Genomic DNA, 24828 nt, shown 5'->3' with positions numbered 1-24828 from the left:
GTAGGCGCACACGCGACGGTGACCGGAGCCCGGCCGAGGAGGTACCCCGACACGGCCCCGCCCCACGACGAAAGCAACAGCGCACCGAACCCGGCAGGGTTTGTCAGCCCAACCCCGCCCCACGACGAAAGCAACAGCGCACCGAACCCGGCCAGATTTCAGCAGACCGGCCCCGCCCCGCGACAAAAGCAACAGCGCACCGAACCCGGCCAGGTATCAGCAGTCAGCCCCCGCCCCACGACGAAAGCGACGGCGCAACGACCCCGCCGGAGTCAGTCCTACCCGTCCAACTGCTCCAGCGTCGCGTTCGAAGGACCCCGGCGGGACTGCAGGTCCCGGGCGACCGACTCCGCGTCGCCGAGGACCCGTACCGCGTTGCGCCACGTCAGTTTCGCCAGGTCGTCCTTCGACCAGCCGCGGTCGACGAGCTCCGCGATCAGGTTCGGGTAACCGGCGACGTCGTCGAGGCCGTCGGGGGTGAACGCCGTGCCGTCGTAGTCGCCGCCGATGCCGATGTGGTCGACGCCGGCGACCTCGCGCATGTGGTCGAGGTGGTCGGCGACCGTGGAGACCGTCGCGATCGGCCGCGGCCGGGAGTCCTCGAAGGCGCGGTGCAGCTTCATGGCCTCCGGGGACGTGTCCAGGTGGTGGAAGCCGTGCGCGCGCAGGTTCTCGTCGGCCGCCGCCGTCCAGTCGACCGCCGCCTGGAGCACGAACTTCGGGACGAAGGTGGCCATGGCCACTCCCCCGTTCCCGCCCAGCCGCTCCAGCACGTCGTCCGGGATGTTGCGCGGGTGGTCGCAGACCGCGCGCGAGGAGGAGTGCGAGAAGATCACCGGCGCGGTCGTCACGTCCAGGGCCGCTCGCATCGTCGTCGCGGCGACGTGCGACAGGTCGACGAGCATGCCCTCGCGGTTCATCTCCCGGACCACCTCGCGGCCGAAGGCCGACAGGCCGCCGACCCCCGGCTCGTCCGTCGCCGAGTCCGCCCACGCGATGTTGTCGTTGTGGGTGAGGGTCATGTAGCGCACGCCGAGCGCGTACAACGCCCGCAGCGTGGCGAGGGAGTTGTTGATGGAGTGCCCGCCCTCGGCGCCCTTCAGCGAGGCGATCCGGCCCTCGCGGCGGGCGTCCTCCATGTCCGCCGCAGTCCGGGCCTCCCGCAGATCCCCCGCGTACCGCGCGATCAACTGGTCGACGCAGTCGATCTGTTCGAGCGTGGCGCTGACCGCCGCGTCGCCCGTCAGGTCTGTCTGGACGTACACGGACCAGAACTGCGCGCCCACGCCGCCGGCCCGCAGACGGGCCAGGTCGGTGTGCAGATGGGCGCGCTGGTCGGCGGCGATGTCGCGCGCGTCGAGGTCGTACGTGACCTGCTTGCGCAGCGCCCACGGCAGATCGTTGTGCCCGTCGACGACGGGGTACTCGGCGAGGATCGCGCGGGCCTGCTCCAAGGACTCCAAGGACGTAGTCATGAGGCCATCATGTCCCGCGTCACTTGCCGAAGCCGAAGCCGGTACCCGCGCCCTCGACCTTGGAGCGCAGGCGCTTGCCCTTCTCGGTGGCCTGGTCGTTCAGCTCCTGCTGGAACTCCCGCATCCGGCCGAGGAGTTCCTCGTCGTGGGAGGCGAGGATGCGCGCGGCGAGCAGGCCCGCGTTGCGCGCGCCACCCACCGACACCGTCGCGACCGGCACGCCCGCCGGCATCTGCACGATCGACAGCAGCGAGTCCATGCCGTCGAGGTACTTGAGCGGGACCGGGACGCCGATGACCGGCAGCGGCGTCACCGAGGCGAGCATGCCGGGCAGATGGGCGGCGCCGCCCGCGCCCGCGATGATCGCCTTCAGGCCGCGCTCGGCGGCGTGCTCGCCGTACGCGATCATCTCGTGCGGCATGCGGTGCGCGGAGACGACGTCGACCTCGTACGGGATCTCGAACTCGTCGAGGGCCTTCGCCGCGGCCTCCATGACGGGCCAGTCGGAGTCGGAGCCCATGACGATGCCCACGACCGGGCCGGAAACAGCGCTCATTCGGTGATCGTGCCCCTCAGGTATCCGGCTGCGTGACGAGCGCGTTCCAGTACGTCGTCCAGGTCGTCGCCGTAAGTGTTGACGTGGCCGACCTTGCGACCGGGCTTCACGTCCTTGCCGTACATGTGGATCTTGAGCTGCGGGTCGCGGGCCATGCAGTGCAGGTACGCGCTGTACATGTCCGGGTAGTCGCCGCCCAGGACATTGCACATCACGGTCCAGGGGGCGCGCGGTCGGGGGTCGCCGAGCGGCAGGTCGAGGACGGCCCTGACGTGGTTGGCGAACTGCGAGGTGATCGCGCCGTCCTGGGTCCAGTGGCCGGAGTTGTGCGGTCGCATCGCCAGCTCGTTGACCAGAATGCCGGGCTTCCCGTCGGGTCCGCGCGTCTCGAAGAGCTCGACCGCGAGGTGGCCGACGACGCCGAGTTCCTTGGCGACGCGCAGCGCCAGCTCCTGGGCCTCGCCCGCGAGGGACTCGTCGAGGGCGGGCGCCGGGGCGATGACCGTGTCGCAGACGCCGTCGACCTGCTGGGACTCGACGACGGGGTAGGCGACGGCCTGGCCGTGCGGCGAGCGGACGACGTTCGCCGCCAACTCCCGTACGAAGTCGACCTTCTCCTCGGCCAGGACGGGGACCCCGGCCTTGAAGGGCTCGGCCGCGTCCGCCGCGGAGCGCGCGAACCACACGCCCTTGCCGTCGTAGCCGCCGCGCACGGTCTTGAGGATGACGGGGAAACCGTCACCGCCGTCCGAGGCGCCCTCCGCTGCGAAGGCGGCCACGTCGGCCGCGTCCCGCACGATCCGGTGGCGCGGGCACGGCACGCCGAGCGACGTGAGCTTCGCGCGCATCTCGCCCTTGTCCTGGGCGTACAGCAGCGCGTCGGGCCCGGGGCGCACGGGGATGCCGTCCGCCTCGAGGGCCCGCAGGTGCTCGGTCGGTACGTGTTCGTGGTCGAAGGTGATCACGTCACAGCCCCGCGCGAACGCGCGCAGCGTGTCCAGGTCGCGGTAGTCGCCGACGACGACATCACCGACGACCTGCGCCGCGGAGTCCTGGGGAGTGTCACTGAGGAGCTTGAATCTGATGCCGAGCGGGATGCCTGCCTCGTGTGTCATACGAGCGAGCTGGCCACCGCCGACCATGCCGACTACAGGGAACGTCACACCCCCAGGGTATCGGCCATTTGACCGGTACCCGTACGGCCCTCTTCTTGGAGGAACATCCATGAATGCCGGTCCACGGGCGCTCGCGGAGGGTCCTGGTTAGCATGGCTGGGTCGGTTCTGACCGGACCGCGCGACCATGTTGACGGGGATGACGGGGGCTGAGGCGAGCACTATGACTGGAACGATTGGGCGGCATACCCGTCTTTCCGCACTGCGCCTGCGCTTCGACTCCCTGGCGAGGGAGATCGCCAAGTTCGGTGTCGTCGGCGCTCTCGGCGTCCTCGTGAACTTCGCGGTCTTCAATCTGATGCGGCACGGCACGGACCTCCAGGTCGTGCGGGCCAGCGTGATAGCGACCGTCGTCGCCATCGCCTTCAACTACGTGGGGTTCCGCTACTTCACCTACCGTGACCGCGACAAGAGCGGCCGCGCCAAGGAACTCACGCTGTTCCTCCTGTTCAGCGTGGTCGGGCTCGTGATCGAGAACGGTGTGCTGTACGCGGCCACGTACGGGTTCCACTGGGACAGTTCGCTGCAGAGCAACGTCTTCAAGTTCCTCGGCATGGGTCTGGCGACCCTGTTCCGCTTCTGGTCGTACCGGACCTGGGTGTTCCGGGCGCTGCCCGCCCGTGAGGCCGTCGCCAACGCCGAATCGTTCCTGGACGACCCGGCACCCGCGGTCCAGCGCCTGAAGTAAGTCCACCCGCCCCATCTATCTGATGGTCTCCGGCTCCGCGTCGCCCGCGGGCTTCCTCAGCGGCGTACGCGACAGGAAGAGGCCGAAGACGGGCGGGGCCGCCTGGAGCATCTCGAGCCGGCCGCCGTCGGCCTCGGCCAGATCCCGGGCGACGGCGAGGCCGATGCCCGTCGAGTTCCGGCCGCTGATCGTCCGCTCGAAGATGCGTGAGCCGAGCTCCGAGGGGACGCCCGGGCCCTCGTCCGTGACCTCGATGACCGCCTGGTTGCCGGTGACGCGGGTGCGCAGGGCGACGGTGCCGCCGCCGTGCATCAGGGAGTTCTCGATCAGCGCGGCGAGCACCTGGGCGACCGCGCCCGGGGTGCCGACCGCCGCGAGATGGCGCTTGCCGGAGGAGACGATGGCGCGCCCCGCACTGCGGTAGGCGGGCCGCCACTCCTCCAGCTGCTGCTTGATCACCTCGTCCAGGTCGAAGGAGACGGCCGAACCGGTGCGCGGGTCACGGGAGTTGGTGAGGAGCCGCTCGACCACGTCCGTCAGGCGCTCGACCTGGGCCAGCGCGATCGTCGCCTCCTCCTTCACCTCGTTGAGATCGTCGGTCATGGTGATCTCCTCGAGCCGCATGGACAGCGCGGTCAGCGGCGTGCGCAGCTGGTGCGAGGCGTCGGCGGCCAGCCGCCGCTCGGCGGTCAGCATGCGGGCGATGCGCTCCGCGGAGCCGTCCAGGACGTCGGCGACACGGTCCAGCTCGGGGACGCCGTAGCGCTTGTGGCGCGGCCGCGGGTCACCCGAGCCGAGGCGCTCCGCCGTCGAGGCGAGGTCGGTGAGCGGGGACGCGAGGCGGTTCGCCTGGCGGACGGCGAGCAGCACGGCGGCGACGACCGCGAGCAGCGCCACGCCCGCGATGATCAACAGGGTGCGGCCCACTTCGCGGGTGACGGCCGAGCGCGGCTCCTCGACGGTGACCTTCTCGCCCCGCTCGCCCGACGCGGTGTACGAGATGACGTCGCCCTGCGGTTTCGAACCCAGCTCGATCGGGGCACGGCCGGGGATGTCCACGACCGCGTACCGCTCCTCGATGGCCACCTGGTCCGCGAGGATGTTGCCGTTGACCTGCTCGTCGCCGAGCAGGCGGCTGTCGACGATGGAGGCGAGGCGGACGGCCTCCGACTCGACGCGGTCCTGGGCGCTGCTGGTGATCGTCCGGGTCTCCACGATGACGAGGGAGACCCCGAACACGGCGATCACTACCAGGACGACGGCGAGGGTGGAGTTGATGAGTCGGCGGCGCATGGGTTCAGTGTCCCGGATCGGCGCCCTGGGTCGTGCTCGCCGTCACGGGGCTTCGCCCCGAACGTGCCTAGCTCTTCTCGAACCTGAAGCCCACGCCGCGCACCGTGGCGATGTAACGCGGGTTCGCCGCGTCGTCGCCCAGCTTCTTCCTGAGCCACGAGATGTGCATGTCCAGGGTCTTGGTGGACGACCACCACGTCGTGTCCCAGACCTCGCGCATCAGCTGGTCGCGGGTGACGACCCGGCCCGCGTCGCGCACGAGGACCCGCAGCAGGTCGAACTCCTTTGCCGTGAGCTGGAGTTCCTCGTCGCCCATCCAGGCGCGGTGCGACTCGACGTCGATGCGGACGCCGTGCGTGGCCGGGGCCTCCTTGGGCTCGGCGGAGCCGCGGCGCAGCAGGGCCCGGACGCGGGCGAGGAGTTCGGCGAGACGGAAGGGCTTGGTGACGTAGTCGTCGGCGCCGGCGTCGAGCCCGACCACGGTGTCGACCTCGTCGGCGCGCGCGGTGAGGATCAGGATCGGCACCGTGTGCCCCTCGGCGCGCAGCCGGCGGGCGACTTCGAGGCCGTCCATCCCGGGCAGGCCCAGGTCGAGTACGACGAGATCGATGCTTCCCTGCAGTCCGGCGTCGAGGGCGGTGGGGCCGTCCTCGCGCACTTCGACCTCGTAACCCTCCCGGCGCAGGGCGCGGGCCAGCGGCTCCGAGATGGACGCGTCGTCCTCGGCGAGCAGTACACGGGTCATGGGGTGATGGTAGTCCGCGCCGGACGACACCTGTGGGGTGATCGGACAGTGTGGCCTCGCGCGCCTCTCCCGCCCCGCGCCAACTCCTACCGGAACCTCACCTTCCGCGATTACGTCCTAAGGGTCTGGGGTGCGATCCTTAAGAACGCCTTTGAATCAGCGCAGCAGTTCCACGAGGGCCTGTGATCCATATCTCAAGTCCTTCCATATGCCGCACTGTCGTGTCGTAATGTGATTCAACGCCTGATGCACTACTGGGGGACTTTCGGAGCGCATTGCTCGCCGAAGGTCCCTTTCTTGTGCGAGCTGACGCAGTCAGTGTTGAAGGAATGACCTGTGGCCGGGCCCCACCCGCAAAGATGCGTGAGGGGTGTGGATCCCGGGTCCGCCGTACGACATCTCCCCGCGGGCGTGGGGAGGACGGCAGGACTCGGTGCCGGCCCCCGACCCGGGCGCACGCTCCACCCCCCACAAAGGAACGGCGGCGTCCCAGGCACACAAGGAACGACCATGGCGTCCAGCCTGACGAAGGAATCCACCGCGCCCGTCGCCGGTGAGAAGACCTTCCTTGGCCACCCCCGCGGCCTGGCCAACCTGTTTTTGACGGAGATGTGGGAGCGCTACAGCTTCTACGGGATGCGCGCACTGCTCGTCCTGTACCTGGCGGCCGCAGTGGCCGACGGCGGTCTCGGTCTCAACATCGCGACCGCGACCGCGATCTACTCGGTCTACAACGCCATGGTGTACCTGCTCGCCCTTCCGGGCGGCTGGCTCGGCGACCGCGTATGGGGTCCGCGCAAGACCACCGCGATCGGCGCGGCGATCATCATGGTCGGCCACTTCACGCTGGCCCTCCCGTGGGCCGGCACGTTCTACCTCGGCCTCGGCTTCATCGCCCTGGGTTCGGGTCTGCTCAAGGCCAACATCTCGACGATGGTCGGCCACCTCTACCCGGACAAGAACGACCCGCGTCGTGACGCCGGCTTCTCGATCTTCTACATCGCGATCAACCTCGGTGCATTCGCGGCGCCGCTGACGATCGGCACGGTCGGCCAGAAGGTCAGCTGGCACCTCGGCTTCGCCATGGCCGGCGTCGGCATGGCGCTGGGTCTGCTCTGCTTCCTGTTCGGCTTCCGCCACCTGTCCGGCGAGTCCACCGTCGTCCCGTCCCCGATGACGGCCGCCGAGAAGTCCGCGATCTGGAAGAAGGTCGGCCTGTGGGCCGCCCTCGCCGTCGTCTTCTACGGCATCGCCGGCGGCACCGGCAGCCTCACCGTCAACTGGATGCTGTGGCCGCTGACCATCCTCGGTCTGCTGCTGCCGGTCTGGTACCTGGTCAAGATGAAGCGCGACCGCGAGCTGACCGACACCGAGCAGTCCCGCGTCTCCGCGTACATCTGGTTCTTCATCGTGGCCGCCGTCTTCTGGGCGATCTACGACCAGACCGGTTCCACGCTGACCCTGTTCGCGCAGAACGACACCGCCAACACGCTGTTCGGCTTCGACTTCCCGTCCAGCTGGTTCCAGTCGCTGAACCCGCTGTACGTGATGGCCTTCGCGCCGGTCGCCGCCTGGCTGTGGATCGCGCTCAACCGGCGCGGCAAGGAGCCCAGCACCATCTCGAAGTTCGCCAACGGCGTCTTCCTGATCGGTCTGTCCTTCTTCGTGATGATGCTCGCCCAGGCCGCGGCCTCCGGCGACGCCAAGGTCACGCCGCTGTGGCTGTGCGCGGTCTACCTGATCCAGACCATCGGCGAGCTGACGCTCTCCCCGGTCGGCCTCTCCCTCACCACGAAGCTGGCACCGCAGAAGTACGGCTCCCAGATGATGGGTGTCTGGTTCCTCGCGGTGACCGCCGGTGACTCGGTCATCGCCCTGCTCCAGCTGATCGGCGCCCCGACCGACACCGAGTTCTGGTTCGCCTCCCAGGGTGCGATCGCGGTTCTCGCCGGTGTCGCGGTCTTCATGTTCCGCAGGAAGGTCAAGCCGCTGATGGCGGGCGTGCACTAACGCTCCGCTCACCAACCGGACAAGGGGGTTGGGCCGCACCTGATGGTGCGGCCCAACCCCTTTTTCGGCAGCATCTGCCTCGTTCGGCTTCGTCGCGCGGGCCGACCGCCGTCGGTGGTTGCTCGCGCCGTTCCCCGCGCCCCTTTCGGGGCGCCTACCGCCTGGCCGCCCGCCGCTTCGGCAGGAACGTGAACACCGCTCCGCCCAGCAGGATCACGGTTCCGGCCACCAGGCCGAGCGCGCGCAGGGCGCCGTCGTTCGAGGCGCCCGTCTCGGCGAGGCCGCCGCTTGCGCCGCCGGTGCCGGCGGTGTCCGCGCCGCCCGCGGAGCCGCCGGCCGAGCCCGAACCGCCGCCTGCCGCGCCGCCTTCCACCGCCGACGTGTCGATCTCCAGGGAGACCTCCGTCTTGGTCGGCGTGCAGGTGGTCGTCGTGCCCAGCGCCTTCACCGTCAGGACGCCCGGGGAGAGGGTCGACTTGCCGTCGGCTCCGGGCTTGTACGTGCCCTTCAGGTCAGGGATGCTGATCGGCTTGCCGGACCCGATGGCCTCCTTGTTGGCCGGTCCCTCGACGTGGACGGTGCCCTTGTCGGCGCCACCCAGCTTGACCTCCATCGACGGCACGACGGAGCCGGCCGGGATGTCGGCGGGGCTGTCCATCACGGACTTCTTGAACTGGACGGTCAGGGCGTAGTTCCCGCCGTCCTTCTTCGCGTTGATCTGCACCGGCGACGTGGCGCTCTTGTCGCCGATGGGGGTCTTGCAGGCGTAGGGGATGCTGACTTCCTTGCCGGTGAAGTCGGTCTTGCCGCCGTCGCCACCGGTGGTGCCGCCGCTGTCGGAGCCGCCGCTCGTCGAACCGCCGCCGGTCGAGCCCCCGGACGTGGTGCCGCCGGAGGTGGTACCGCCGGAGGTGGTGCCGCCGCTCGTCGTGGACCCGGACGTCGTGCCGCCCGCCGCGGTCCCGCCCGCGGTGGTGCCGCCCGTCGTGGACCCGCCGCCGTCCGTGACCTTGATGGTCACCGCCGGCTTCACCGTCTCCTTGGGGGTGCACTTGGTGTCGGTGGAGATGGGCTTGCTGACGTTGATGTTGTACGCGTCGGGGGTCAGCGTCACGTCCCCGGCCTTGGTCAGCTTCAGCTTGGCCGTCATGTCCGAGAGGAGCATCGGGCTGTTCTTCTTGATCGGCGGGTTCTTGCGGGTGCCGGTGACCTTGAGGTCGCCGGTCTGCGCACCGCCCACCTTCACCGTGCCGGTCGGCAGGACGGTGTCGGCACTGAGGTCGAGGACGTCGGGGTTCTTGGACGCGGCCTGGGTCGTCTTCCAGACCACGTCGATCTCGTCGCCCACCTTGGCGGTCGCGGGCGCCGTGACGTCGGCGATCGTGGTGCCCTCGACCGGCGGCAGTCCGGAGATGGAGGGCGGGATGCACTCCGTCTTGAAGCTGGACTCGGCCGCGTGCACCGGTGCGGCGGCCAGCCACAGTCCCGCACCGGACAGGATCAGGGCGCAGCCGGCCGCGCCGGCTCTCCGTTGCCTGCTCACGTGTTTCCTTCTCTCGTCGGGGTCGTGTTGTCGGGCGGTGCGGAGAGCTGCCCTGCCGCGGGCACGCCAGGACCGGTGTCCGGGGTGAACCAGGGCAGGGTGGTCGTGGTCGCGGTCCCGTTCGCCGCGTCGTGCGTCGCCGGGGTGCGGTCCGGCTTCGTCGACCCGGCCTTGTTCTGCGACTGCTCCTCGTGCTGTTCCTTGTACTGCTGCGGGACCCTCAACTTGGGGAGTTTCACGGTGAGTTCGGCGAGCCGTTGCGCACCGCGATGGCGTCCCGCCGCGTGCCGGTCGCGCGGGCGCAGCCGGTCCACGATCGCCATGCCGATGCGGAAGACGGCGGCCGGCACGACCACGCACAGCAGGATCCAGAACAGCGTCACGCCCCAGGGGCGGCCCACGCCCCAGGGCTGTTCGGCCAGGACCTTGCCGCCGTACTTCAGGGACACGAGATAGCCGCCGTGGGCGCCCGACGTCAGTTCCACGGGCAGCTTGATCTGTGCCTTGCGGCCCGGCTGGATGGTGCCGCGCCACTGCTGTTCCTCGTACTTCGGGGCGAACACCCCGTGGGAGGTGCCGACTTGGAAGACGGGGTCCTTGACCGGCGTCGAGCCGGTGTTGCCCACGGTGAAGGTGAACGTCCGCGACGGCGGGGCGCCGAACCACGTGAGGATGGAGCTGGAGCCGTCGAGCCGGGTGTCGGTGACCATGGACAGCTGCCCGCTGCCGGTCTCGGCCGGGAGCGCCTTCACCGGATGCCCGGCGACCTGCAGCACGGCGTCCGCCTCGGCCTTCTCCCCCGTGACCGTCGCGACGTGCACGACGCAGGGGCACGGCTTGGGCGGCTCGGCGACCGGGAACTTCTTGCTGAACGTCCCGTCGGACCCGGTGGTGACGGCGAGCCCGTCGGCGTTGGCACAGGAGTTGGTGCCGCCGATGACGCCGCGCTGCGGGGTCGACTGGCCGCAGATCAGCATCATCAGCAGGGCGTTGGGCCGCCAGCCCGCGCCCTTGACCGTGATCGAACCCCCGGTCCCCGCCTGGGACTTGGAGAGGGTGACGGTCGGCGGATCCGCGGCCGTGGCCCACGGAGCCGTACTCGCGAGGAGTGCGGCCACGAGGGCGAGGACGGTCAGCAGCCGCGTGCCCGCACTTCCCCGGACCCGCTTGGTCATGGCGCACTCCCTTGTGTGTCTGTGGGGCGTCGACGACGGCGTACGTGGAAGGCGACGGCGCAGAGCGCGCCCGCGAGCACCGCGAGGGCCCCGGCCACGGCCGGCCAGGGCACGAACCGGGCCGTGGTCGTCGCCGAGTCCGCCGCGCCGCCGCCCGCCGTGACGGTCACCTTCACGTCGACCGAGTCGAGCGCGGGGGCGCCGTGCCAGGGTTCGCTGAGGCTGACCCGGCGGCCCGGCAGCAGCTCCACCGGCAGGGTGCGCGGTGCCTTGTCGAGGACGGCGCCGAAGACCCCGTCGGCCTTGACGGCGAGGCGGGGCGTGAGCGTCGTGTTGCCGCGGTTCACGACGTCGTACGCGATCTCGTCCCCGGAGCCGGTCTTCTCGACCCGTACGTGCTCCACGGTGAGGGCCGACAGGGTCGGTCCGCTGACCCGCAGGTGCACGCTGACCCCGGCCGTGCGGCCGCCCCCGCTCGCCACGATCGCGCCCGGGTGGTCGCCGGGTGTGGCGCCCGCGGGAACGGTCACCGTGAACGGGATCTCGGCGCGCGTCCGCGCCGGGATCTTCACGGACTTCTCCGCGAACCTGATCCAGGCCCCGGTGTCCTTCGCCTTCGCCCGTACGTCCAGGGCGCCCTCGGGGGTGTTGTCGGCGTCGGCGCCGCGCAGGGTGACGCCGAGGGGCTTGGTGGTCGGATTGGTGACGGCCACCTTGTCCTCCAGGACGGTGCCGGGGGTGCCCTCCGCGTAGATGTACGGGCGCCCGTCCTGGGCGGCGGGCCGTGACCCGCCGCCCGCGGACGGGGCGATCGTCCATCCTTGCGGGGCGGCATCCGCCGACCCCGTGAACGTGAGCGCGGCCAGGACCGCGCCCAACGCCAACGCGCCGTGGGTAGCCCTGATTCGTCGGCGTGTGCGGCTCATCTCTGGTTGCTCGCGCTCACGCGGCGGAGCTGCATATCGACACAGTCCCGCGCCCCTTAGCGGGGCGCTCCGGCCTGGCGCCTCCTGGTGAGCCACAAGGCGCCTGCCGCCCCGGCCAGCAGAACGGTTCCGCCGAGGGTGCCGAGCGCGATCGCCGAGTCCTCCGGGCCCGTCTGCGGCAGTTGCTCGTCGCCGCCGGAGGGGGCCGACTGGGAGGAGCCCGAGGAGCCCGAGCCGGAGGAACCGGAGGAACCAGAGGAACCGGAGTCGGAGGAGCCGCCGCCCGAGCCCGCCACCGTCAGTTCGAGCGACGGCTTCGGGTTGTTCGTGGGCGTGCACGTCGTCGTCGTACCCATCGCCTTGATGGTGAGGACGCCAGCGGTGAACGTCACCTTGCCGCTCTTCTTCGGCGTGTACGTCCCCGTCAAGTCACTGATCTTGATGGGGGTGTTGGCGGGTATCTCCTGCGCGTTGGCGGGCCCGGTCGCGGTGAACTGGCCGTTCTCCGCACCGCCCACCTTGATGATCGCGCTCGGGTTCATCGCGCCCTTGCCGAGCGCGATCGGGCTGGAGGAGACGCCCTTCTGGAAGGACATGGTGATCTTGTAGCCACTGCCGCTCTTCACGGACTTCATGTCGATCGGGGAGACGGCTCCCTTGTTCCCGATCGGCGTCTTGCACTGGTAGTTGACGCTCTGCACCGTGGCCAAGGCGCTGGGGGCGGCCATCAGCACCGCCGAGCCGGCCAGAGCCGCGCTGAGCGCGAACGCGGCCGTTCGTTTCTGGTACGTCCGGTACGACACCTCGAGATCCCTTCAGACCGACGGTTACTGACGGTTCATCAGATGCGGGTGGCTCAAGGTACGCCCGCGACCTTGCCGAGGGAAGACAAAGTGCACGCCGGATCGAAGACGATCCGGCGTGCACTCGTAGACGCGGGAAAAGGCTAGGCGGGAGCGGCCAGTTCGGCCCACACGGTCTTGCCCGTGACGCCGGGGGTGCGCACAACTCCCCAGTCCAGGCAGAGGCGTTGGACGATGAACATGCCGTGACCGCCGGGACGGCCCGCGCGGTGCGGGGTGCGGGGTGCGGGCTGGCCCGCGCCCCGGTCGGTGACCTCGATGCGCAGCACCTTGTCGGCCGGGGAGTCGCCGAAGAAGAGCGCCAGTTCGTCCGGGCCCTCGGCGTGCAGGCAGGCATTGGTGACCAGCTCGGAGACGACGAGCAGGACGTCCTCCGCGGCGGCGCGACGGTCCGCGCTCTCGGCCGGCAGCCAGCCCCAGGCGTGCAGCGCGTCCCGGGTGAAGTCGCGGGACAGCGGCACGATGCCGCTCGCCTCCACGAGGCTCAGCCTGCGGACCTGACGGTCCCCGGCAGCCGGCACGTCGCCGGACTCGGGGCCGCGGTCGCCCGGCGAGTAAGGCCGGGTGGTGCTCATCAGCACTTCACCTCACCGATTCACCCATTCAATTCAGCTTCAGGACGCGGACTTCAGGAGGACTTACACGAGCGGTCGGTTGTCTCCTGCCCGGCCGGACGGCGAGAACACCCACCCTTTTGGCCCGGTCCCTGTGACCCTGGTAACGCCTCGATCACGTAGAGACAACTGGAGCGTAACTTCTGCGGGCGCGCAGCACGCGGTCATCGGGTCACTCCGTGGTGAGCGCCGACTCCAGGGAGTCGTGCAGGGTGAAGACGGCCTCCGCGCCGGTGATCTCGAAGACCCGGGCCACCACCGGCAGCATTCCGGCGAGATGGACTCCTCCGCCGGCAGCCTCGGCCTTGAGGCGGGCGCCCAGCAGCACGTTCAGCCCGGTGGAGTCGCAGAACTCGAGCCGGGAGCAGTCCACGACCAGGCGGGAGAACCCGCTCTCCAGGCATTCCTCGAGGGGCTCGCGCAGCAGATCGGCGGTGTGGTGATCCAACTCACCCGCCGGGGTCACCACGGCACTGGATCCCTCGTGCCGCACCTCGACCAGAAGCCGGCCCCGATTCGCGCTGCCGACTGTCCCGCGGTCCATGACGACCCTCTCCGCAAAAGCTCTCTGCTGCCCTCGACGTGGCGATTGACGCCTTCGAACACTACGCCTTCTCTACGCCACCCGGTACCCGAACAACCGCCAAGAATCGGACAATTCACCACAGAACGCACTTGCGACCGGGTGTGGATAACGGGTAGGCCTAGTAGGGACAGCAATCAACACGGACGGCTTTGGAGGCGCCGCACTCCGCACAGTGCACGTATTGGCATCGGCAGCCATATGCCGAGAACGATGGAGGACATCATGTCACCCCGGCTCGACGAATCGCGTACTGACCAGGCGACGTCGACACTCCGCCCGGAACCCCATGTCGACGTCGAGCACGATGCGTCCGGCACTCTCGAAGGCCTCGAGGGCCTTCCGGAGATCCCCCCGTTCGACGAGGTGGGACCGCTCGACGCACGAGCCCTCTCCAAGACCCTCTTCGCGCGCCTCGAATCGCTCGAAGAAGGCACCCACGAATACGCGTACGTCCGCAACACCCTGGTCGAGCTGAACCTCGCCCTGGTGAAGTTCGCGGCCTCCCGGTTCCGCTCCCGCAGCGAGCCGATGGAGGACATCATCCAGGTCGGCACCATCGGTCTGATCAAGGCGATCGACCGCTTCGAGCTGAGCCGCGGCGTCGAGTTCCCGACCTTCGCGATGCCGACCATCGTCGGCGAGATCAAGCGCTTCTTCCGCGACACGTCGTGGTCGGTGCGCGTTCCGCGACGCCTCCAGGAGCTCCGTCTCGACCTGGCCAAGGCGGGCGACGAGCTCGCCCAACAGCTCGACCGTGCGCCGACGGTGGGCGAGCTCGCCGAGCGCCTGGGCATCTCGAACGACGAGGTCGTGGAGGGCATGGCGGCGTCGAACGCCTACACCGCCAGCTCGCTCGACGCCCAGCCCGAGGAGGACGACTCCGAGGGCGCTCTCGCGGACCGGATCGGCTACGAGGACCACGGCCTCGAGGGCATCGAGTACGTGGAGTCGCTCAAGCCGCTGATCGCCGAACTCCCGCCGCGCGACCGCAAGATCCTGTCCCTGCGCTTCGTCGCGGGCATGACGCAGTCGGAGATCGGCGACGAGCTGGGCATCTCGCAGATGCACGTGTCCCGGCTGCTGTCGCGGACCCTGGTGCGGCTGCGCAAGGGGCTGACAGTGGAGGAGTGAGCCCTCCCGGCCCTTGACGGTGCCTTGCGTGCACGGGCCCGCCTTCCCCGATCCCCGGGAGGCGGGCCCGTTCGCGTACCCGCTGTCAGACCCTGCTCCCGTGGGCCAGTACGGCGATGTGCGGCAGGCCCAACTGTCCGTCCTCGACGACGAGTTCGGCGGCCAGCCGGTCGTAGTGCTCCTTCGCGGCCGCACGCTCCTGCGGCGACAGCGCGCTCAGCATCGTCCCGATCGTCCCCACGCCCTCGTCGGCGAACCCGCCCCACCACTCCTCGGCGTCCGCGCGGTGCTCCCACGCGATCTCCGCACCCCGTACGTCACTCAGCCCGGCCGCGCGCAACAGTCCCGCGACCCCGTCGCCGGTCCGCTCGAAGTCGACCCCGGGGCGCGGCAGTCGGTCCGACGGCAGGACTCCCGCCGCCTCCACGGCCCGGCCGAGCAGGGACTGCCCGGCGGCGTACGGCACCCGCCACAGGGTGACGGCGAGGCGGCCGCCGGGGCGCAGGACGCGGCGCAGTTCGGTGAGCGCGGCGACGGGGTCACCGACGTGGTTCAGTACGAAATTGGCGGTGACGGCGTCGAACTCCGCGTCCGCAAAGGGCAGTTCGGGCAGCACGGCACATTCGACGCGGGCCTCGGGCACGCGCGCCCGGGTCGCCGCCACCATGTCGGGTTCGGCGTCCACGGCGGTGACGTGCGCACCGCGCGCCCGGGCCGCCTCGGCGACGCTGCCGGTGCCGCAGCCGACGTCCAAGTGACGTACGCCGTGGGCCACCTGAGCGGCATCGAGCAGGACGGGCACCGGGTGCGCGCACAGCCGCTCGGCACTGCGGCGGAAGGCGGCGGCCCGCCCGGCCCACATGCGGCGTTCATGGCTGTCGAATGCGGAAGCGGGGCCGGATGCGGATGCGGTCGTCATGGGGGCCGAGCCTACGCACGGCCGCCTGCACCGCAACCCCAAAGGCCCCTTGACCGGGCCCGTGGGCTCCGGCTTAGGGTGACCGCCCCGAACAGGAGTGCCCTGCCCATGACCAGCCCGTTCTCCGTGCGTTCCGCGCTTTCCGTACGGGAGATATCCCGCGAGGAACACCTGGCCCACCTCGCCCTGTACCCCGACGTGAGCCATCTCCAGATACCCGAGTGGGGCGACGTGAAGCCCGACTGGGACGCGGAGAGCGTGGGGTGGTTCGAGGGGACCGTCATGGTCGCGGCCGCGCTCGTGCTGTACCGGCAGGTGCCCGGGCTCCGGCGGGCGCTGGCCTATCTGCCCGACGGGCCGTCGATCGACTGGCGCCATCCGCGACTTGAGCAGTGGCTCGACCCGCTCGTCGCGCACGTGGAGGCGCGCGGGGCGTTCTCGGTGCGGATCGGGCCGCCTCTCGTCGTACGGGAATGGGAGGCGGGGACGGTTGCCGAGGGCATCGCCGATCCCGGCGTACGGCATCTGCACGGCATGTCCGCCGACGCGCTGGACGGATCGGCCCTGGAGGTCGGGGAACGGTTGCGGCGGCTCGGCTGGCAGCCCTGTCCGGACGGGGACGAGAGCGGGTTCGGGGTCGGGCAGCCCCGGTACGCGTGCCAGGTGCCGCTCGCCGGGCAGTCGGCCGATGAGCTGCGCGAGGGGCTCGTCCTGCACTGGGAGCAGGCCCTGCGCAAGTCCGAGCTGGCCGGGGCGCGGGTCTCGTGGGGGTCGGCCGCCGACCTGCCCGAGTTCCACCGGCTGTACGCCGCGACCGCCGCCCGGGACGGCTTCAAGGCCCGGCCACCGGAGTACTTCCAGCGGATGTGGCGGGCCCTGAACGCGGAGGACGGCGACCGGGTCCGCCTCTATCTCGCCGAGCACGAGGGCGAGGTGCTGTCCGCCGCGCTGATGATCTCGGTGGGGTCCCGGGTCTGGCACTCGTACGCCGCGTCCAGCCCGAAGGGACGTGAACTGCGGCCCAGCACTGCCTTGTTGTGGCGGATGCTCGGGGATGCGCGGGCGGCGGGCGCGGACGTGTACGACCTGCGGGCGGTCAGCCCGCTGCTCGACGACGGGAACCGGCTGCTCGGCCGCCTCCGCTTCAAGACCGGGACCGGCGGGCGGGTCGTGGAGTACCTCGGGGAGTGGGAGCTGCCCGTGGGCCCGCAGGGGAAGGTTCTCCAGCGGGCGCTGGGGGTGTACCTCGGGCGGAGGTGAGCCCGCCGGCCCGCTCAGTCGACGGTACGCAGCGCAGCCCTGGCCATGGCGATCACATCGCGCATGCCTTGCCCTTGCCCTTGCCCTTGGGCCGGTGCTGAAGCCCGGCGCCGGGGCGCGACTCCCGCACAGCTCCGGCAGATGCCCTCTCCCATCCCGCGTGGCAGCGGGTCGCGGCAGTCGGCACATTCGCCCAACGGCTCGACACGCTTGCGGGTAGCGGGAGTTGGCGAGGCCACGGGTGGCGGCCGGTTCTCCAGGCGGTACGAGATGAGGGCGGCCGGTGCGCGGACCGGGCGCGGCAGGTCCGTGGTCAGGGTCCGGCGGAGGTCCGTCTCCGTCGCGCCGGTCGCCAGCGCGTGGGCGGCGAGCGGCGCGAGGCGTTCGACGTCGCGAGCACCCAGACGCAGGGCGGGTTCGTGGTCGACGAGGCCGGTCAGGAACGCCGCCGCGCGGGCGCCGTCCGGCGCGGGGTCGGGGGTGTTGTCCTTCGGGGATTCGCCCAAGGGGTATGCGCCGAGGGCCTGCTCTGCCGGGTCACCGACGGGCGGGTCCTGGTCACTCGGGTCACCGTTTGAACCGAAGGCTTCGGCGACCTCTTCCGGCGACGCCAACGGCACGTTGCTGACCAGGACTTGAGTCGTCCAGCGGCCCGTCTCCGCGTCCTGACTGCGCCGCGTATGGAGGTACCCCTCCTCCTCCAGCTGCCGCCGGGCCCTGCGTACGGCCAAGCGACCTTCCGGCATCTTCTCGCCGAGGGTCTGGACGGTTTCCCGCGAGCCCTCGGGGAGGGACAGCGCCCAGATGAGGAGCCGGACGGCGGTCCCGTTCAGACGCGGGTGCCTGATGATCTCGTTCGGGATTTGAGAGAAGAATCGGGCAGGCGGGATAGCATGCTGGAGCATCGCGGTGGACTCGACTTCCACTCGTCGGTGAAGGCCCTCAGACTGGTGTTTGCGCACCGCTGGGGGCCGCTCCGTGTTTGCGCACGGAGCGTGATGACGCGGTTACTGTAGCGCGGAGTTGGTGGCGAAGTTTACGAAAGCGGTCCAGCTGTCCGGCGAAATGGCCAGCGTGGGGCCGGAGTTGGGATCGGTCGCTGAATCCGCGGATTTCCTTGGGTCGCCCCCGCCGTCAGCCCACGGGCGGCGCCCCGCCTGGCAGGCGGACCCGGACCGTCTTGCCGACGCCGTCGCGCAGGAACCAGAACACGGCGCCACCGACGCCTCGGACCAGATGCAGCCCGCGGCCGCATTCGTCCTCGCCACCCGACCTCAGGCCTTCGCCGAAGTTCGGGAAGGCAGGCACCGGGTCGGACACGTCGACACAGAGAGCGCCGTCCTCCAGTAGCGCAAGACGCACCAGCATGGTGTGCCCGACGATCCGCCCATGGTGAATCGCGTTCGTCGCCAGTTCCGAGCCGACCAGGACGGCATCCTCCACGTCACCTCGCCAACACCACAGGGTGAGGCGACGCCGTATGTGCAGACGAATGAGCGGCAGCGAGCGGGAGACCATCGTGTAACTCATCGACCACTCGCACACCACCGTTCCGACACCCGTCAGCGAGTCACCCATTGCACTCATGGCACAACTCCCTTTTCTTGAGCCCGAGTTGCAGCGGCGGGACCAGTCCGTCCACGTCAGTCCTGCACCCATCCATCACATTGGACCGGTGGACCGGTCCAGTCAAGTGAAGTCACTCGACCGGGGCATCAACTCAGCTGATTCCAGAGCGTGTTAGCGAGTAGCCATTACGCGGGCTCGCGCCCCATGGAGTACGTATCGGTCGCCTCATACAGGTGCCCGGGGGTCACGCCGTGTTCGGCAACGAGAGCCCGGCCCTCCGCGTCATACGCCGTGTGCAGCACGTCAGCGACCGCGAAGGGCTCCTGCTGCTCCAAGGAGGCAGCCTCCTCAGGGAGCCCGAGCCTCACTGTCGTCACATCCGCTCCGCGTGCGGGCGTCCGCCCCGTCATCCGGGCCACGTACCGCGTGGTCCCCTCGATCACCTGCCGAGCGTCCGTCAACTTGGGGCACCGGTCAGCCACGTCGGGCGGGAACCAGGCGACCACCACCGACAGCGGCGTGCCGTCCGCCAACTCCACGAGGCGTGCACGCCGCAGAGCGGTTTCCCCCTCCCTCAGACCCAGCACGGCGGCGATCCGCACCGGAGGGGCGACGCGCGTCGGCACGCCCACAATGCGATAGGCCCTGCCACCCGCCGTGCGCGTCGTACCCGCGTGACGCCCGCCCGCAGGACGAGCCAACGGTGTCGGCACGGCGCGAAAGCCCTGCCCTTGGCGGGCAACTACCAGTCCGTCGTTGACCAGAAGGTCATAGGCCTTGATCACGGTGGCGCGGGACACGTCCCACTGCGCACTCAAGTCCCGCTGCGACGGCAGCAGATCATCCGGACCGAACTCGCCGTCCGCAATGCGCTGTCGGAGGGAATCTGCAATCAGTTCGTACTTAAGGGCGGCCACGGACACTCCCGCATGCTGGACAGGTGGACCGGTCAGGTTGGACCATCCTAGGCATGTCCCGAGAGCCCCAACTCGCGCCCGAGATCCAGTCGTTCTACTCCGAGACCGTCGACGAGTCCGTCCGGCTGACCCGTAGCGCGGACGGCGCGCTGGAGCTGGTCCGCACGCAGGAGATCCTGCGTCCGCGCCTCCCCGCAGCGCCCGCCGAAGTCCTGGACGTGGGCGGGGGCCCCGGCATCCACGCCCGGTGGCTGTCCGAGGCCGGGTACAGGGTGCACGTGGTGGACCCTGTGCCGCGCCATGTGGAGCAGGCGGCCACGACGGGCGCGACCGCCGAACTGGGCGATGCCCGCAAGCTCTCCGCGGCCTCCGACTCGTACGACGTCGTCCTCCTCCTGGGGCCGCTCTACCACCTGCTTGAACGTGCCGATCGGGACCAGGCACTGGCCGAGGCGGTTCGGGTGGCGAAGCCGGGCGGGCTCGTCGTGGCTGCGGCGATCGGCCGCTACGCCTCCCTCTTCGAGCACGTCGCCACCACGCTGCTCGACAGGGATCGGGTACGGGACGCCGTGGCGGACATCCTCACCACGGGCGTCCACGAGCCCGGCCGCAAGGGGTTCACCGCCGCCTACTTCCACACCCCGGGCGGGCTCGTCGAGGAGGTGGCCTCGGCCGGACTGTCCAACGTGTCCGTCCACAGCGTCGAAGGCCCAGCCTGGGCGGTGCTCAAGGGTGCCGAGGAGCATGCGCAGGATTCCGTACAGGGCTCTGCCATGTTCCGCGCCGCACTGAACGCGGCACGTCTCGCCGACTCCTACCCCGACCTGCTCGCGTCGAGCTCCCATCTGCTCGCGGCCGGGACCGCCCCGGCCTGAGAGGACACGGACGATGACAGACGAGGAACTGTCCGCAGTGGCCCGGTTCTTGTACGAGGCGGGGACACTGAAGCAAACCAAGCGCACCGGCTGGTGGATGGCAGGGGTGCGCGACCCCGAGAGCGTCGCCGAGCACTCGTGGCGCACGGCGCTGATCGCCTCGATCATCGCGAAGCTGGAAGGCGCCGACCCCGCTCGCGCGGCATTCCTCGCCGTGTGGCACGACTCGCAGGAGACCCGCACGGGTGACGTGAACCACCTGGGCAAGAAGTACGCCCCCAGCGCGGATCCACAGGCGATCACGGCCGACCAGACCGAGGGCATGCCTGCGGTGCTCGCCGACACGGTGCGCGATCTGGTCGCCGAGTACGAGGCCAAGGAGTCCGCCGAAGCGATCTGTGCCCGGGACGCGGACAAGCTGGAGTGCATGCTGCAAGGCATCGAGTACAAGGCCCAGGGCTACGAACACGTGCAACGCTGGATCGACAACAGCCGCGGCCGCATCGTCACCGACACCGGATGCCGCCTCGCCGACGAGTTGCTCGGCATGGGCTCGCTCGACTGGCTGCGCACCGTCCTCGGTGAGTCACCCTCGGCCTGAAGCCGAGCGCTCGGCGGCTTCAGGTGCTTGAACTGCGCTACGCAGACGCGCAGAGCGGTCTAGCAATGTTGGCCAACATGCTCCCCTGCCCGCCACACCTGCGAAACCAGCGGCACCCCCGGCCGATAAGCCAGATGTACGTGACTGGGCGCGTCCAGGATCGCCAGGTCCGCCCGTGCGCCGGGGGCGAGGTGGCCGATGTCCGTGCGGCGCAGCGCCTGTGCGCCGCCCGCCGTCGCCGACCACAGCGCCTCGTCCGGGGTCATGCCCATGTCCCGTACGGCGAGGGCGATGCAGAAGGGGACGGAGGACGTGAAGGACGAGCCCGGGTTGCAGTCCGTGGACAACGCCACCGTGACGCCCGCGTCGAGGAGGCGGCGGGCGTTCGGCCACTCGGCCCGGGTGGAGAACTCGGCCCCTGGCAACAGCGTCGCCACCGTGTTGCTGTTCGCGAGGGCGTCGACGTCCGCGTCCGTCACGTGCGTGCAGTGGTCGGCCGACGCCGCGTCCAGTTCCACCGCCAGTTGGACGCCCGGGCCGTAGGAGAGCTGGTTCGCGTGGATGCGGGGGTGGAGGCCGCGTGCCTTGCCCGCCGTCAGGATCGCCCTTGCCTGGTCTCCGTCGAACGCGCCCTTTTCGCAGAACACGTCGATCCAGCGAGCGTGCGGCGCGCACGCGTCCAGCATCTCGCCCGTCACCAACTCCACGTACGCCGACGGGTCGTCCGCGTAGTCCGGCGAGACGATGTGCGCGCCCAGATACGTGACCTCGTCCGTGTGGGCCGACGCGATGCGCAGGGCTCGTTCTTCGTCGTGCGTCGTCAGGCCGTAGCCCGACTTCGTCTCGAACGTGGTCGTGCCCTGGCGGAGGGCCTCGGACAGGTAGCGCGTGAGGTTTGCCTCCAACTGCGCGTCCGTTGCTGCTCGCGTTGCCGCCACCGTCGTACGGATGCCGCCCGCCGAGTAACTGCGGCCCTCCATGCGGGCGTTGAACTCGGCCGTGCGGTCGCCCGCGAAGACCAGGTGGGAGTGGGAGTCGACGAAGCCGGGGATGACGGCGCGGCCCGCCGCGTCGTGCCTCTCGTCCGTCGCGGGGACGTCGGCCGTCGGGCCCACCCAGGCGATCTTGTCGTTCTCGATGACGAGGGCGGCGTCATGGAGTTGGCCCAGGGGGCCTTCGCCGAGGTCCGGGTTGTTCGTGACCAGGGTGGCGATGTTGGTGATGGCCGTGGTGGTCATGGTTCCTCTCCGTCGGTGGGTGGGGACTCTGCTCCCCAACCCGCCCCTTCCCGAAAGTTTGCGCTCCGCGCCAGGGTGCGGGTTTGTCGCCTGAACGGCTCGTCCTCAATCGCCGGACGGGCTCCGTTCAATGCAGCGCCGCGATCGCCTGCGACAAGGCGCCCGCCACGTCCCCGATCTGGGCGTGCTCACCGTCCCTGACCACGACCCGGCCGCTCGCGATCACGTCCGTCACATCGGCACCGCTCGCCGCGAACACCGCCGTCTCCGCCCCCAGGCGCGGTGCCGCGCCCGCCGTGCGGGGCGAGTTCAGGGTGATCGTGACCAGGTCGGCGACCGCGCCCTGTTCGATGGTGCCCGCGTCCGACCAGCCGAGGGCCGCGTGGCCGTCGACCGAGGCGGCGCGGAGAAGGGCCGCCGCCGTCCAGTGGCCGCGGGTTCGAGAACGTAGGCGCTCGTTGAGCTCCATGGCCCGCGCCTCCTCGAACAGGTCGATCACGGCGTGGCTGTCCGAGCCCAACGACAGGGGTGAGCCCGCCTGTTGAAGCTGGACCGCCGGGCCGATGCCGTCCGCCAGGTCGCGTTCCGTCGTCGGGCACATGCACGTGCCCGTGCCCGAGCCGCCGATGAGGGCGATGTCCGTGTCCGTGAGGTGGGTGTTGTGGACGCCCGTCGTGCGCGCGCTCAACACCCCGTTGTCCGCGAGGAGTTGGGTGGGGGTACAGCCGTGGGCCGCCTGGCACGCGTCGTTCTCCGCCGTCTGTTCGGAGAGGTGTACGTGGAGGGGGGCCCTGCGCTGCGATGCCCAGTCCGCGACCGTGGAGAGCTGCGCCGCCGGGACTGCGCGTACCGAGTGGATCGCCGCTCCGATGCGGGCATGCGGGCGTTCCTTGAGCAGTGACGCGCGCTCCGCCCAGGCGTCCGCCGTGCCGTCGCTGAAGCGCTGCTGGTGACGGTCCGGGGCCTTGCCGAAGCCCGACGAGACGTACGCCGTGTCGAGGAGCGTGATGCGGATGCCCGCGTCGGACGCCGCCTCGATCAGCGCCTCGCCCATCGCGTTCGGGTCCGTGTACGGCGTACCGCCGGGGGCGTGGTGGAGGTAGTGGAACTCGCCCACCGCCGTGATGCCGGCCAGCGCCATCTCCGCGTACACCGCGCGGGCGAGCGCGTGGTAGCTGTCGGGGGTGAGGCGGTCCGCCACCCCGTACATGACCTCGCGCCACGTCCAGAACGTGCCCGAGCCGACCTGGACGGTGGAGCGCAGGGCGCGGTGGAAGGCGTGGGAGTGGGCGTTGGCGAGGCCTGGCACCGTCAGACCCCTGAGGACCGTCGCGCCGGGCGGCGGGGTCTCGACTCCCTTGCGGACCGCGGTGATGCGGTCGCCCGTCACCTCCACCACCACGCCCGGCTCCACCGTCGGGTCGAGCCAGGCGTGTTCGAGCCAGTACCGCGTCGTCTGCGTCACGTGCAGGCCAGTCCTTCCAGTACGTCGGCCAATGCGTGCACCCCGGCCAGGCAGTCGTCCTCGGCGGCGAACTCGGCCGGGGAGTGCGAGATGCCCGTGGGGTTGCGTACGAACAGCATGGCGGTGGGGATCGACGAGGCGAGGATTCCCGCGTCGTGTCCCGCGCCCGTGCCGAGGACCGGGGCCGTGAGTTCCCTCTTCGTGCCCAGGATGCGGGCCATCTCGTCGCGCAGCGCGTGGTCGAACTCGACGACCGGGGTGAAGGATTCCCGGGTGAGCGAGACCTCGATGCCGTGCGCCTCCGCGTACTCGCGGGCCGCCTTCTCGATCGCCGTGACCGTGTCGTCCAAGGCCTGCTGGTCGGCTGCCCGTGAGTCGAGCCAGCCGCGGACCAGGGACGGGATGGCGTTCACGCCGTTCGGCTCGACCGCGATCTTGCCGAACGTCGCGACCGCGCCCGCCAGTTGGGCCTCCCGGCGCGCCGCCAGGACCGTCTCCGCGTACGAGAGCATGGGGTCCCTGCGGTCCACCAGGCGGGTCGTGCCCGCATGGTTGGCCTCGCCGCGGAAGTCGAACCGCCAGCGGCCGTGCGGCCAGATGGAGCTGGCGATGCCGACCGCGTCGCCGGACAGGTCGAGGGCCCGGCCCTGCTCGACGTGGAGTTCGATGAACGCGCCGATGCGGGCGAGCCGTTCGGAGTCCTGGCCGATCGCCTCCGGGTCGTACCCGGCCCGCTCCATCGCCTGGGAGAGACCGATCCCTTCGCCGTCCTTGAGCGCGTACGCCTGCTCGCGGGTGAGGACTCCGGACGTGAGGCGGGAGCCCACGCAGGCCAGGCCGAAGCGGGCGCCCTCCTCGTCGCCGAAGTTGGTGAGCGCGAGCGGCTTGGTGAACTCCACTCCCCTGTGGCGGAGTTCGTCCAGGGCGGCGAAGGAAGAGACGACGCCGAGGGGGCCGTCGAAGGCGCCGCCGTCCGGGACGGAGTCCAGGTGGGAGCCGGTGACGACCGCGTCACCGGCCTCGGGGTCGCCGAGCCAGGCCCACTGGTTGCCGTTGCGGTCCAGCTCGTAGGTCAGGCCGCGGGACAGCGCCTGCGCCTTGAACCACTCCCGGCAGTCGGCGTCGGCGCCCGTCCAGGCGTAGCGGCGGTAGCCGCCGCTGTCCTGGTTCCGGCCGATGGGGTGCAGCTCGCGCCACATCTCCAG

The 24828-nt window shown here is 70.4% G+C and carries 24 protein-coding genes; 6 read left to right on the top strand and 18 right to left on the bottom strand.

The window, feature by feature from the left end; translation table 11 throughout:
- Positions 1 to 278: 278 nt before the first annotated feature.
- From ACIBUY_RS29270 to ACIBUY_RS29260, 3 genes are read right to left on the bottom strand one after another with little or no spacing between them, the layout of a single operon-like run.
- The gene (locus ACIBUY_RS29270; RefSeq protein WP_399154221.1) at positions 279 to 1475 is read right to left on the bottom strand and encodes a dipeptidase; all 1197 of its coding nucleotides are present in this window, start codon (positions 1473 to 1475) and stop codon (positions 279 to 281) included.
- A gap of 19 nt (positions 1476 to 1494) precedes the next feature.
- Complete coding sequence (gene purE / locus ACIBUY_RS29265) at positions 1495 to 2031, bottom strand: 5-(carboxyamino)imidazole ribonucleotide mutase (RefSeq protein WP_365566416.1); 537 nt, start codon at positions 2029 to 2031, stop codon at positions 1495 to 1497.
- A complete protein-coding gene (locus ACIBUY_RS29260) occupies positions 2028 to 3194 on the bottom strand; it encodes a 5-(carboxyamino)imidazole ribonucleotide synthase (RefSeq protein WP_365566415.1) in 1167 nt (388 codons plus the stop codon). Before ACIBUY_RS29260 ends, purE begins: the two co-directional genes overlap by 4 nt.
- A gap of 174 nt (positions 3195 to 3368) precedes the next feature.
- Between ACIBUY_RS29260 and ACIBUY_RS29255 the strand changes: the two genes are divergently transcribed.
- Positions 3369 to 3893 (top strand): GtrA family protein, encoded by a 525-nt coding sequence (locus ACIBUY_RS29255; protein WP_365566414.1) that lies wholly within the window; start codon positions 3369 to 3371, stop codon positions 3891 to 3893.
- Positions 3894 to 3908: 15 nt separating this feature from the next.
- Here the strand turns inward: ACIBUY_RS29255 and ACIBUY_RS29250 are convergent, their stop codons facing one another.
- A complete protein-coding gene (locus ACIBUY_RS29250) occupies positions 3909 to 5186 on the bottom strand; it encodes an ATP-binding protein (RefSeq protein ID WP_365566413.1) in 1278 nt (425 codons plus the stop codon).
- A gap of 67 nt (positions 5187 to 5253) precedes the next feature.
- Positions 5254 to 5931 (bottom strand): response regulator transcription factor, encoded by a 678-nt coding sequence (locus ACIBUY_RS29245; RefSeq protein WP_161302504.1) that lies wholly within the window; start codon positions 5929 to 5931, stop codon positions 5254 to 5256.
- A gap of 510 nt (positions 5932 to 6441) precedes the next feature.
- Between ACIBUY_RS29245 and ACIBUY_RS29240 the strand changes: the two genes are divergently transcribed.
- Entirely contained in the window at positions 6442 to 7941 is a 1500-nt protein-coding gene (locus ACIBUY_RS29240; RefSeq protein WP_399154220.1) for a peptide MFS transporter, read from the top strand.
- Positions 7942 to 8095: 154 nt separating this feature from the next.
- On the opposite strand, the gene ACIBUY_RS29235 is transcribed toward ACIBUY_RS29240, so the two are convergent.
- The 6 genes from ACIBUY_RS29235 to ACIBUY_RS29210 all read right to left on the bottom strand — a co-directional run bounded on the left by ACIBUY_RS29235 (position 8096) and on the right by ACIBUY_RS29210 (position 13606).
- The gene (locus tag ACIBUY_RS29235; protein ID WP_365566410.1) at positions 8096 to 9484 is read right to left on the bottom strand and encodes a hypothetical protein; all 1389 of its coding nucleotides are present in this window, start codon (positions 9482 to 9484) and stop codon (positions 8096 to 8098) included.
- Positions 9481 to 10659: a hypothetical protein gene (locus ACIBUY_RS29230; RefSeq protein WP_365566409.1), complete on the bottom strand. Its 1179-nt coding sequence runs from the start codon at positions 10657 to 10659 to the stop codon at positions 9481 to 9483. Before ACIBUY_RS29230 ends, ACIBUY_RS29235 begins: the two co-directional genes overlap by 4 nt.
- Positions 10656 to 11543, bottom strand: a complete 888-nt coding sequence (locus ACIBUY_RS29225; protein WP_399154219.1) for a hypothetical protein — start codon at positions 11541 to 11543, stop codon at positions 10656 to 10658. Before ACIBUY_RS29225 ends, ACIBUY_RS29230 begins: the two co-directional genes overlap by 4 nt.
- Positions 11544 to 11641: 98 nt before the next feature.
- Positions 11642 to 12388 (bottom strand): LPXTG cell wall anchor domain-containing protein, encoded by a 747-nt coding sequence (locus ACIBUY_RS29220; protein WP_399154218.1) that lies wholly within the window; start codon positions 12386 to 12388, stop codon positions 11642 to 11644.
- Between the two features lie 143 nt (positions 12389 to 12531).
- A complete protein-coding gene (locus tag ACIBUY_RS29215; RefSeq protein ID WP_365566403.1) occupies positions 12532 to 13023 on the bottom strand; it encodes an ATP-binding protein in 492 nt (163 codons plus the stop codon).
- Positions 13024 to 13234: 211 nt separating this feature from the next.
- Entirely contained in the window at positions 13235 to 13606 is a 372-nt protein-coding gene (locus tag ACIBUY_RS29210) for an STAS domain-containing protein (protein WP_365566402.1), read from the bottom strand.
- Between the two features lie 252 nt (positions 13607 to 13858).
- Between ACIBUY_RS29210 and ACIBUY_RS29205 the strand changes: the two genes are divergently transcribed.
- Positions 13859 to 14779: an RNA polymerase sigma factor SigF gene (locus ACIBUY_RS29205; RefSeq protein ID WP_399154217.1), complete on the top strand. Its 921-nt coding sequence runs from the start codon at positions 13859 to 13861 to the stop codon at positions 14777 to 14779.
- 85 nt (positions 14780 to 14864) lie between these two features.
- On the opposite strand, the gene ACIBUY_RS29200 is transcribed toward ACIBUY_RS29205, so the two are convergent.
- Entirely contained in the window at positions 14865 to 15698 is an 834-nt protein-coding gene (locus tag ACIBUY_RS29200) for a class I SAM-dependent methyltransferase (protein WP_365566398.1), read from the bottom strand.
- Between the two features lie 108 nt (positions 15699 to 15806).
- Between ACIBUY_RS29200 and ACIBUY_RS29195 the strand changes: the two genes are divergently transcribed.
- Positions 15807 to 16958, top strand: coding sequence for a lipid II:glycine glycyltransferase FemX (locus ACIBUY_RS29195; RefSeq protein ID WP_399154216.1), 1152 nt, complete (start codon positions 15807 to 15809; stop codon positions 16956 to 16958).
- A gap of 14 nt (positions 16959 to 16972) precedes the next feature.
- Here the strand turns inward: ACIBUY_RS29195 and ACIBUY_RS29190 are convergent, their stop codons facing one another.
- From ACIBUY_RS29190 to ACIBUY_RS29180, 3 genes are all read right to left on the bottom strand, one after another.
- Positions 16973 to 17689, bottom strand: a complete 717-nt coding sequence (locus tag ACIBUY_RS29190) for a hypothetical protein (RefSeq protein WP_399154215.1) — start codon at positions 17687 to 17689, stop codon at positions 16973 to 16975.
- Between the two features lie 403 nt (positions 17690 to 18092).
- Positions 18093 to 18536 (bottom strand): ATP-binding protein, encoded by a 444-nt coding sequence (locus tag ACIBUY_RS29185; RefSeq protein ID WP_399154214.1) that lies wholly within the window; start codon positions 18534 to 18536, stop codon positions 18093 to 18095.
- 176 nt (positions 18537 to 18712) lie between these two features.
- Positions 18713 to 19444, bottom strand: coding sequence for a GntR family transcriptional regulator (locus tag ACIBUY_RS29180; RefSeq protein ID WP_399154213.1), 732 nt, complete (start codon positions 19442 to 19444; stop codon positions 18713 to 18715).
- 53 nt (positions 19445 to 19497) lie between these two features.
- On the opposite strand from ACIBUY_RS29180, the gene ACIBUY_RS29175 reads away from it, so the two are divergent.
- Both ACIBUY_RS29175 and ACIBUY_RS29170 read left to right on the top strand, forming a co-directional pair.
- A complete protein-coding gene (locus ACIBUY_RS29175; RefSeq protein WP_399154212.1) occupies positions 19498 to 20319 on the top strand; it encodes a class I SAM-dependent methyltransferase in 822 nt (273 codons plus the stop codon).
- Positions 20320 to 20332: 13 nt separating this feature from the next.
- The gene (locus ACIBUY_RS29170; RefSeq protein WP_399154211.1) at positions 20333 to 20920 is read left to right on the top strand and encodes an HD family hydrolase; all 588 of its coding nucleotides are present in this window, start codon (positions 20333 to 20335) and stop codon (positions 20918 to 20920) included.
- 59 nt (positions 20921 to 20979) lie between these two features.
- Here the strand turns inward: ACIBUY_RS29170 and hutI are convergent, their stop codons facing one another.
- The 3 genes from hutI to ACIBUY_RS29155 form a co-directional block, all read right to left on the bottom strand.
- Positions 20980 to 22158, bottom strand: a complete 1179-nt coding sequence (gene hutI / locus ACIBUY_RS29165) for an imidazolonepropionase (RefSeq protein WP_399154210.1) — start codon at positions 22156 to 22158, stop codon at positions 20980 to 20982.
- Positions 22159 to 22285: 127 nt separating this feature from the next.
- Positions 22286 to 23623, bottom strand: coding sequence for a formimidoylglutamate deiminase (locus tag ACIBUY_RS29160; RefSeq protein ID WP_399154209.1), 1338 nt, complete (start codon positions 23621 to 23623; stop codon positions 22286 to 22288).
- Complete coding sequence (locus tag ACIBUY_RS29155; protein ID WP_399154224.1) at positions 23620 to 24822, bottom strand: allantoate amidohydrolase; 1203 nt, start codon at positions 24820 to 24822, stop codon at positions 23620 to 23622. The genes ACIBUY_RS29160 and ACIBUY_RS29155 overlap by 4 nt, the downstream gene beginning before the upstream one ends.
- Between the last annotated feature and the right edge of the window lie 6 nt (positions 24823 to 24828).

Origin of the sequence: Streptomyces sp. NPDC050085 (assembly GCF_044460595.1) — a bacterium.
In the GTDB taxonomy this organism is placed as follows: Bacteria; Actinomycetota; Actinomycetes; order Streptomycetales; family Streptomycetaceae; genus Streptomyces.
The sequence above is the reverse complement of the archived record's forward strand: the minus strand, read 5'-3'. Positions and strand labels throughout refer to the sequence as shown.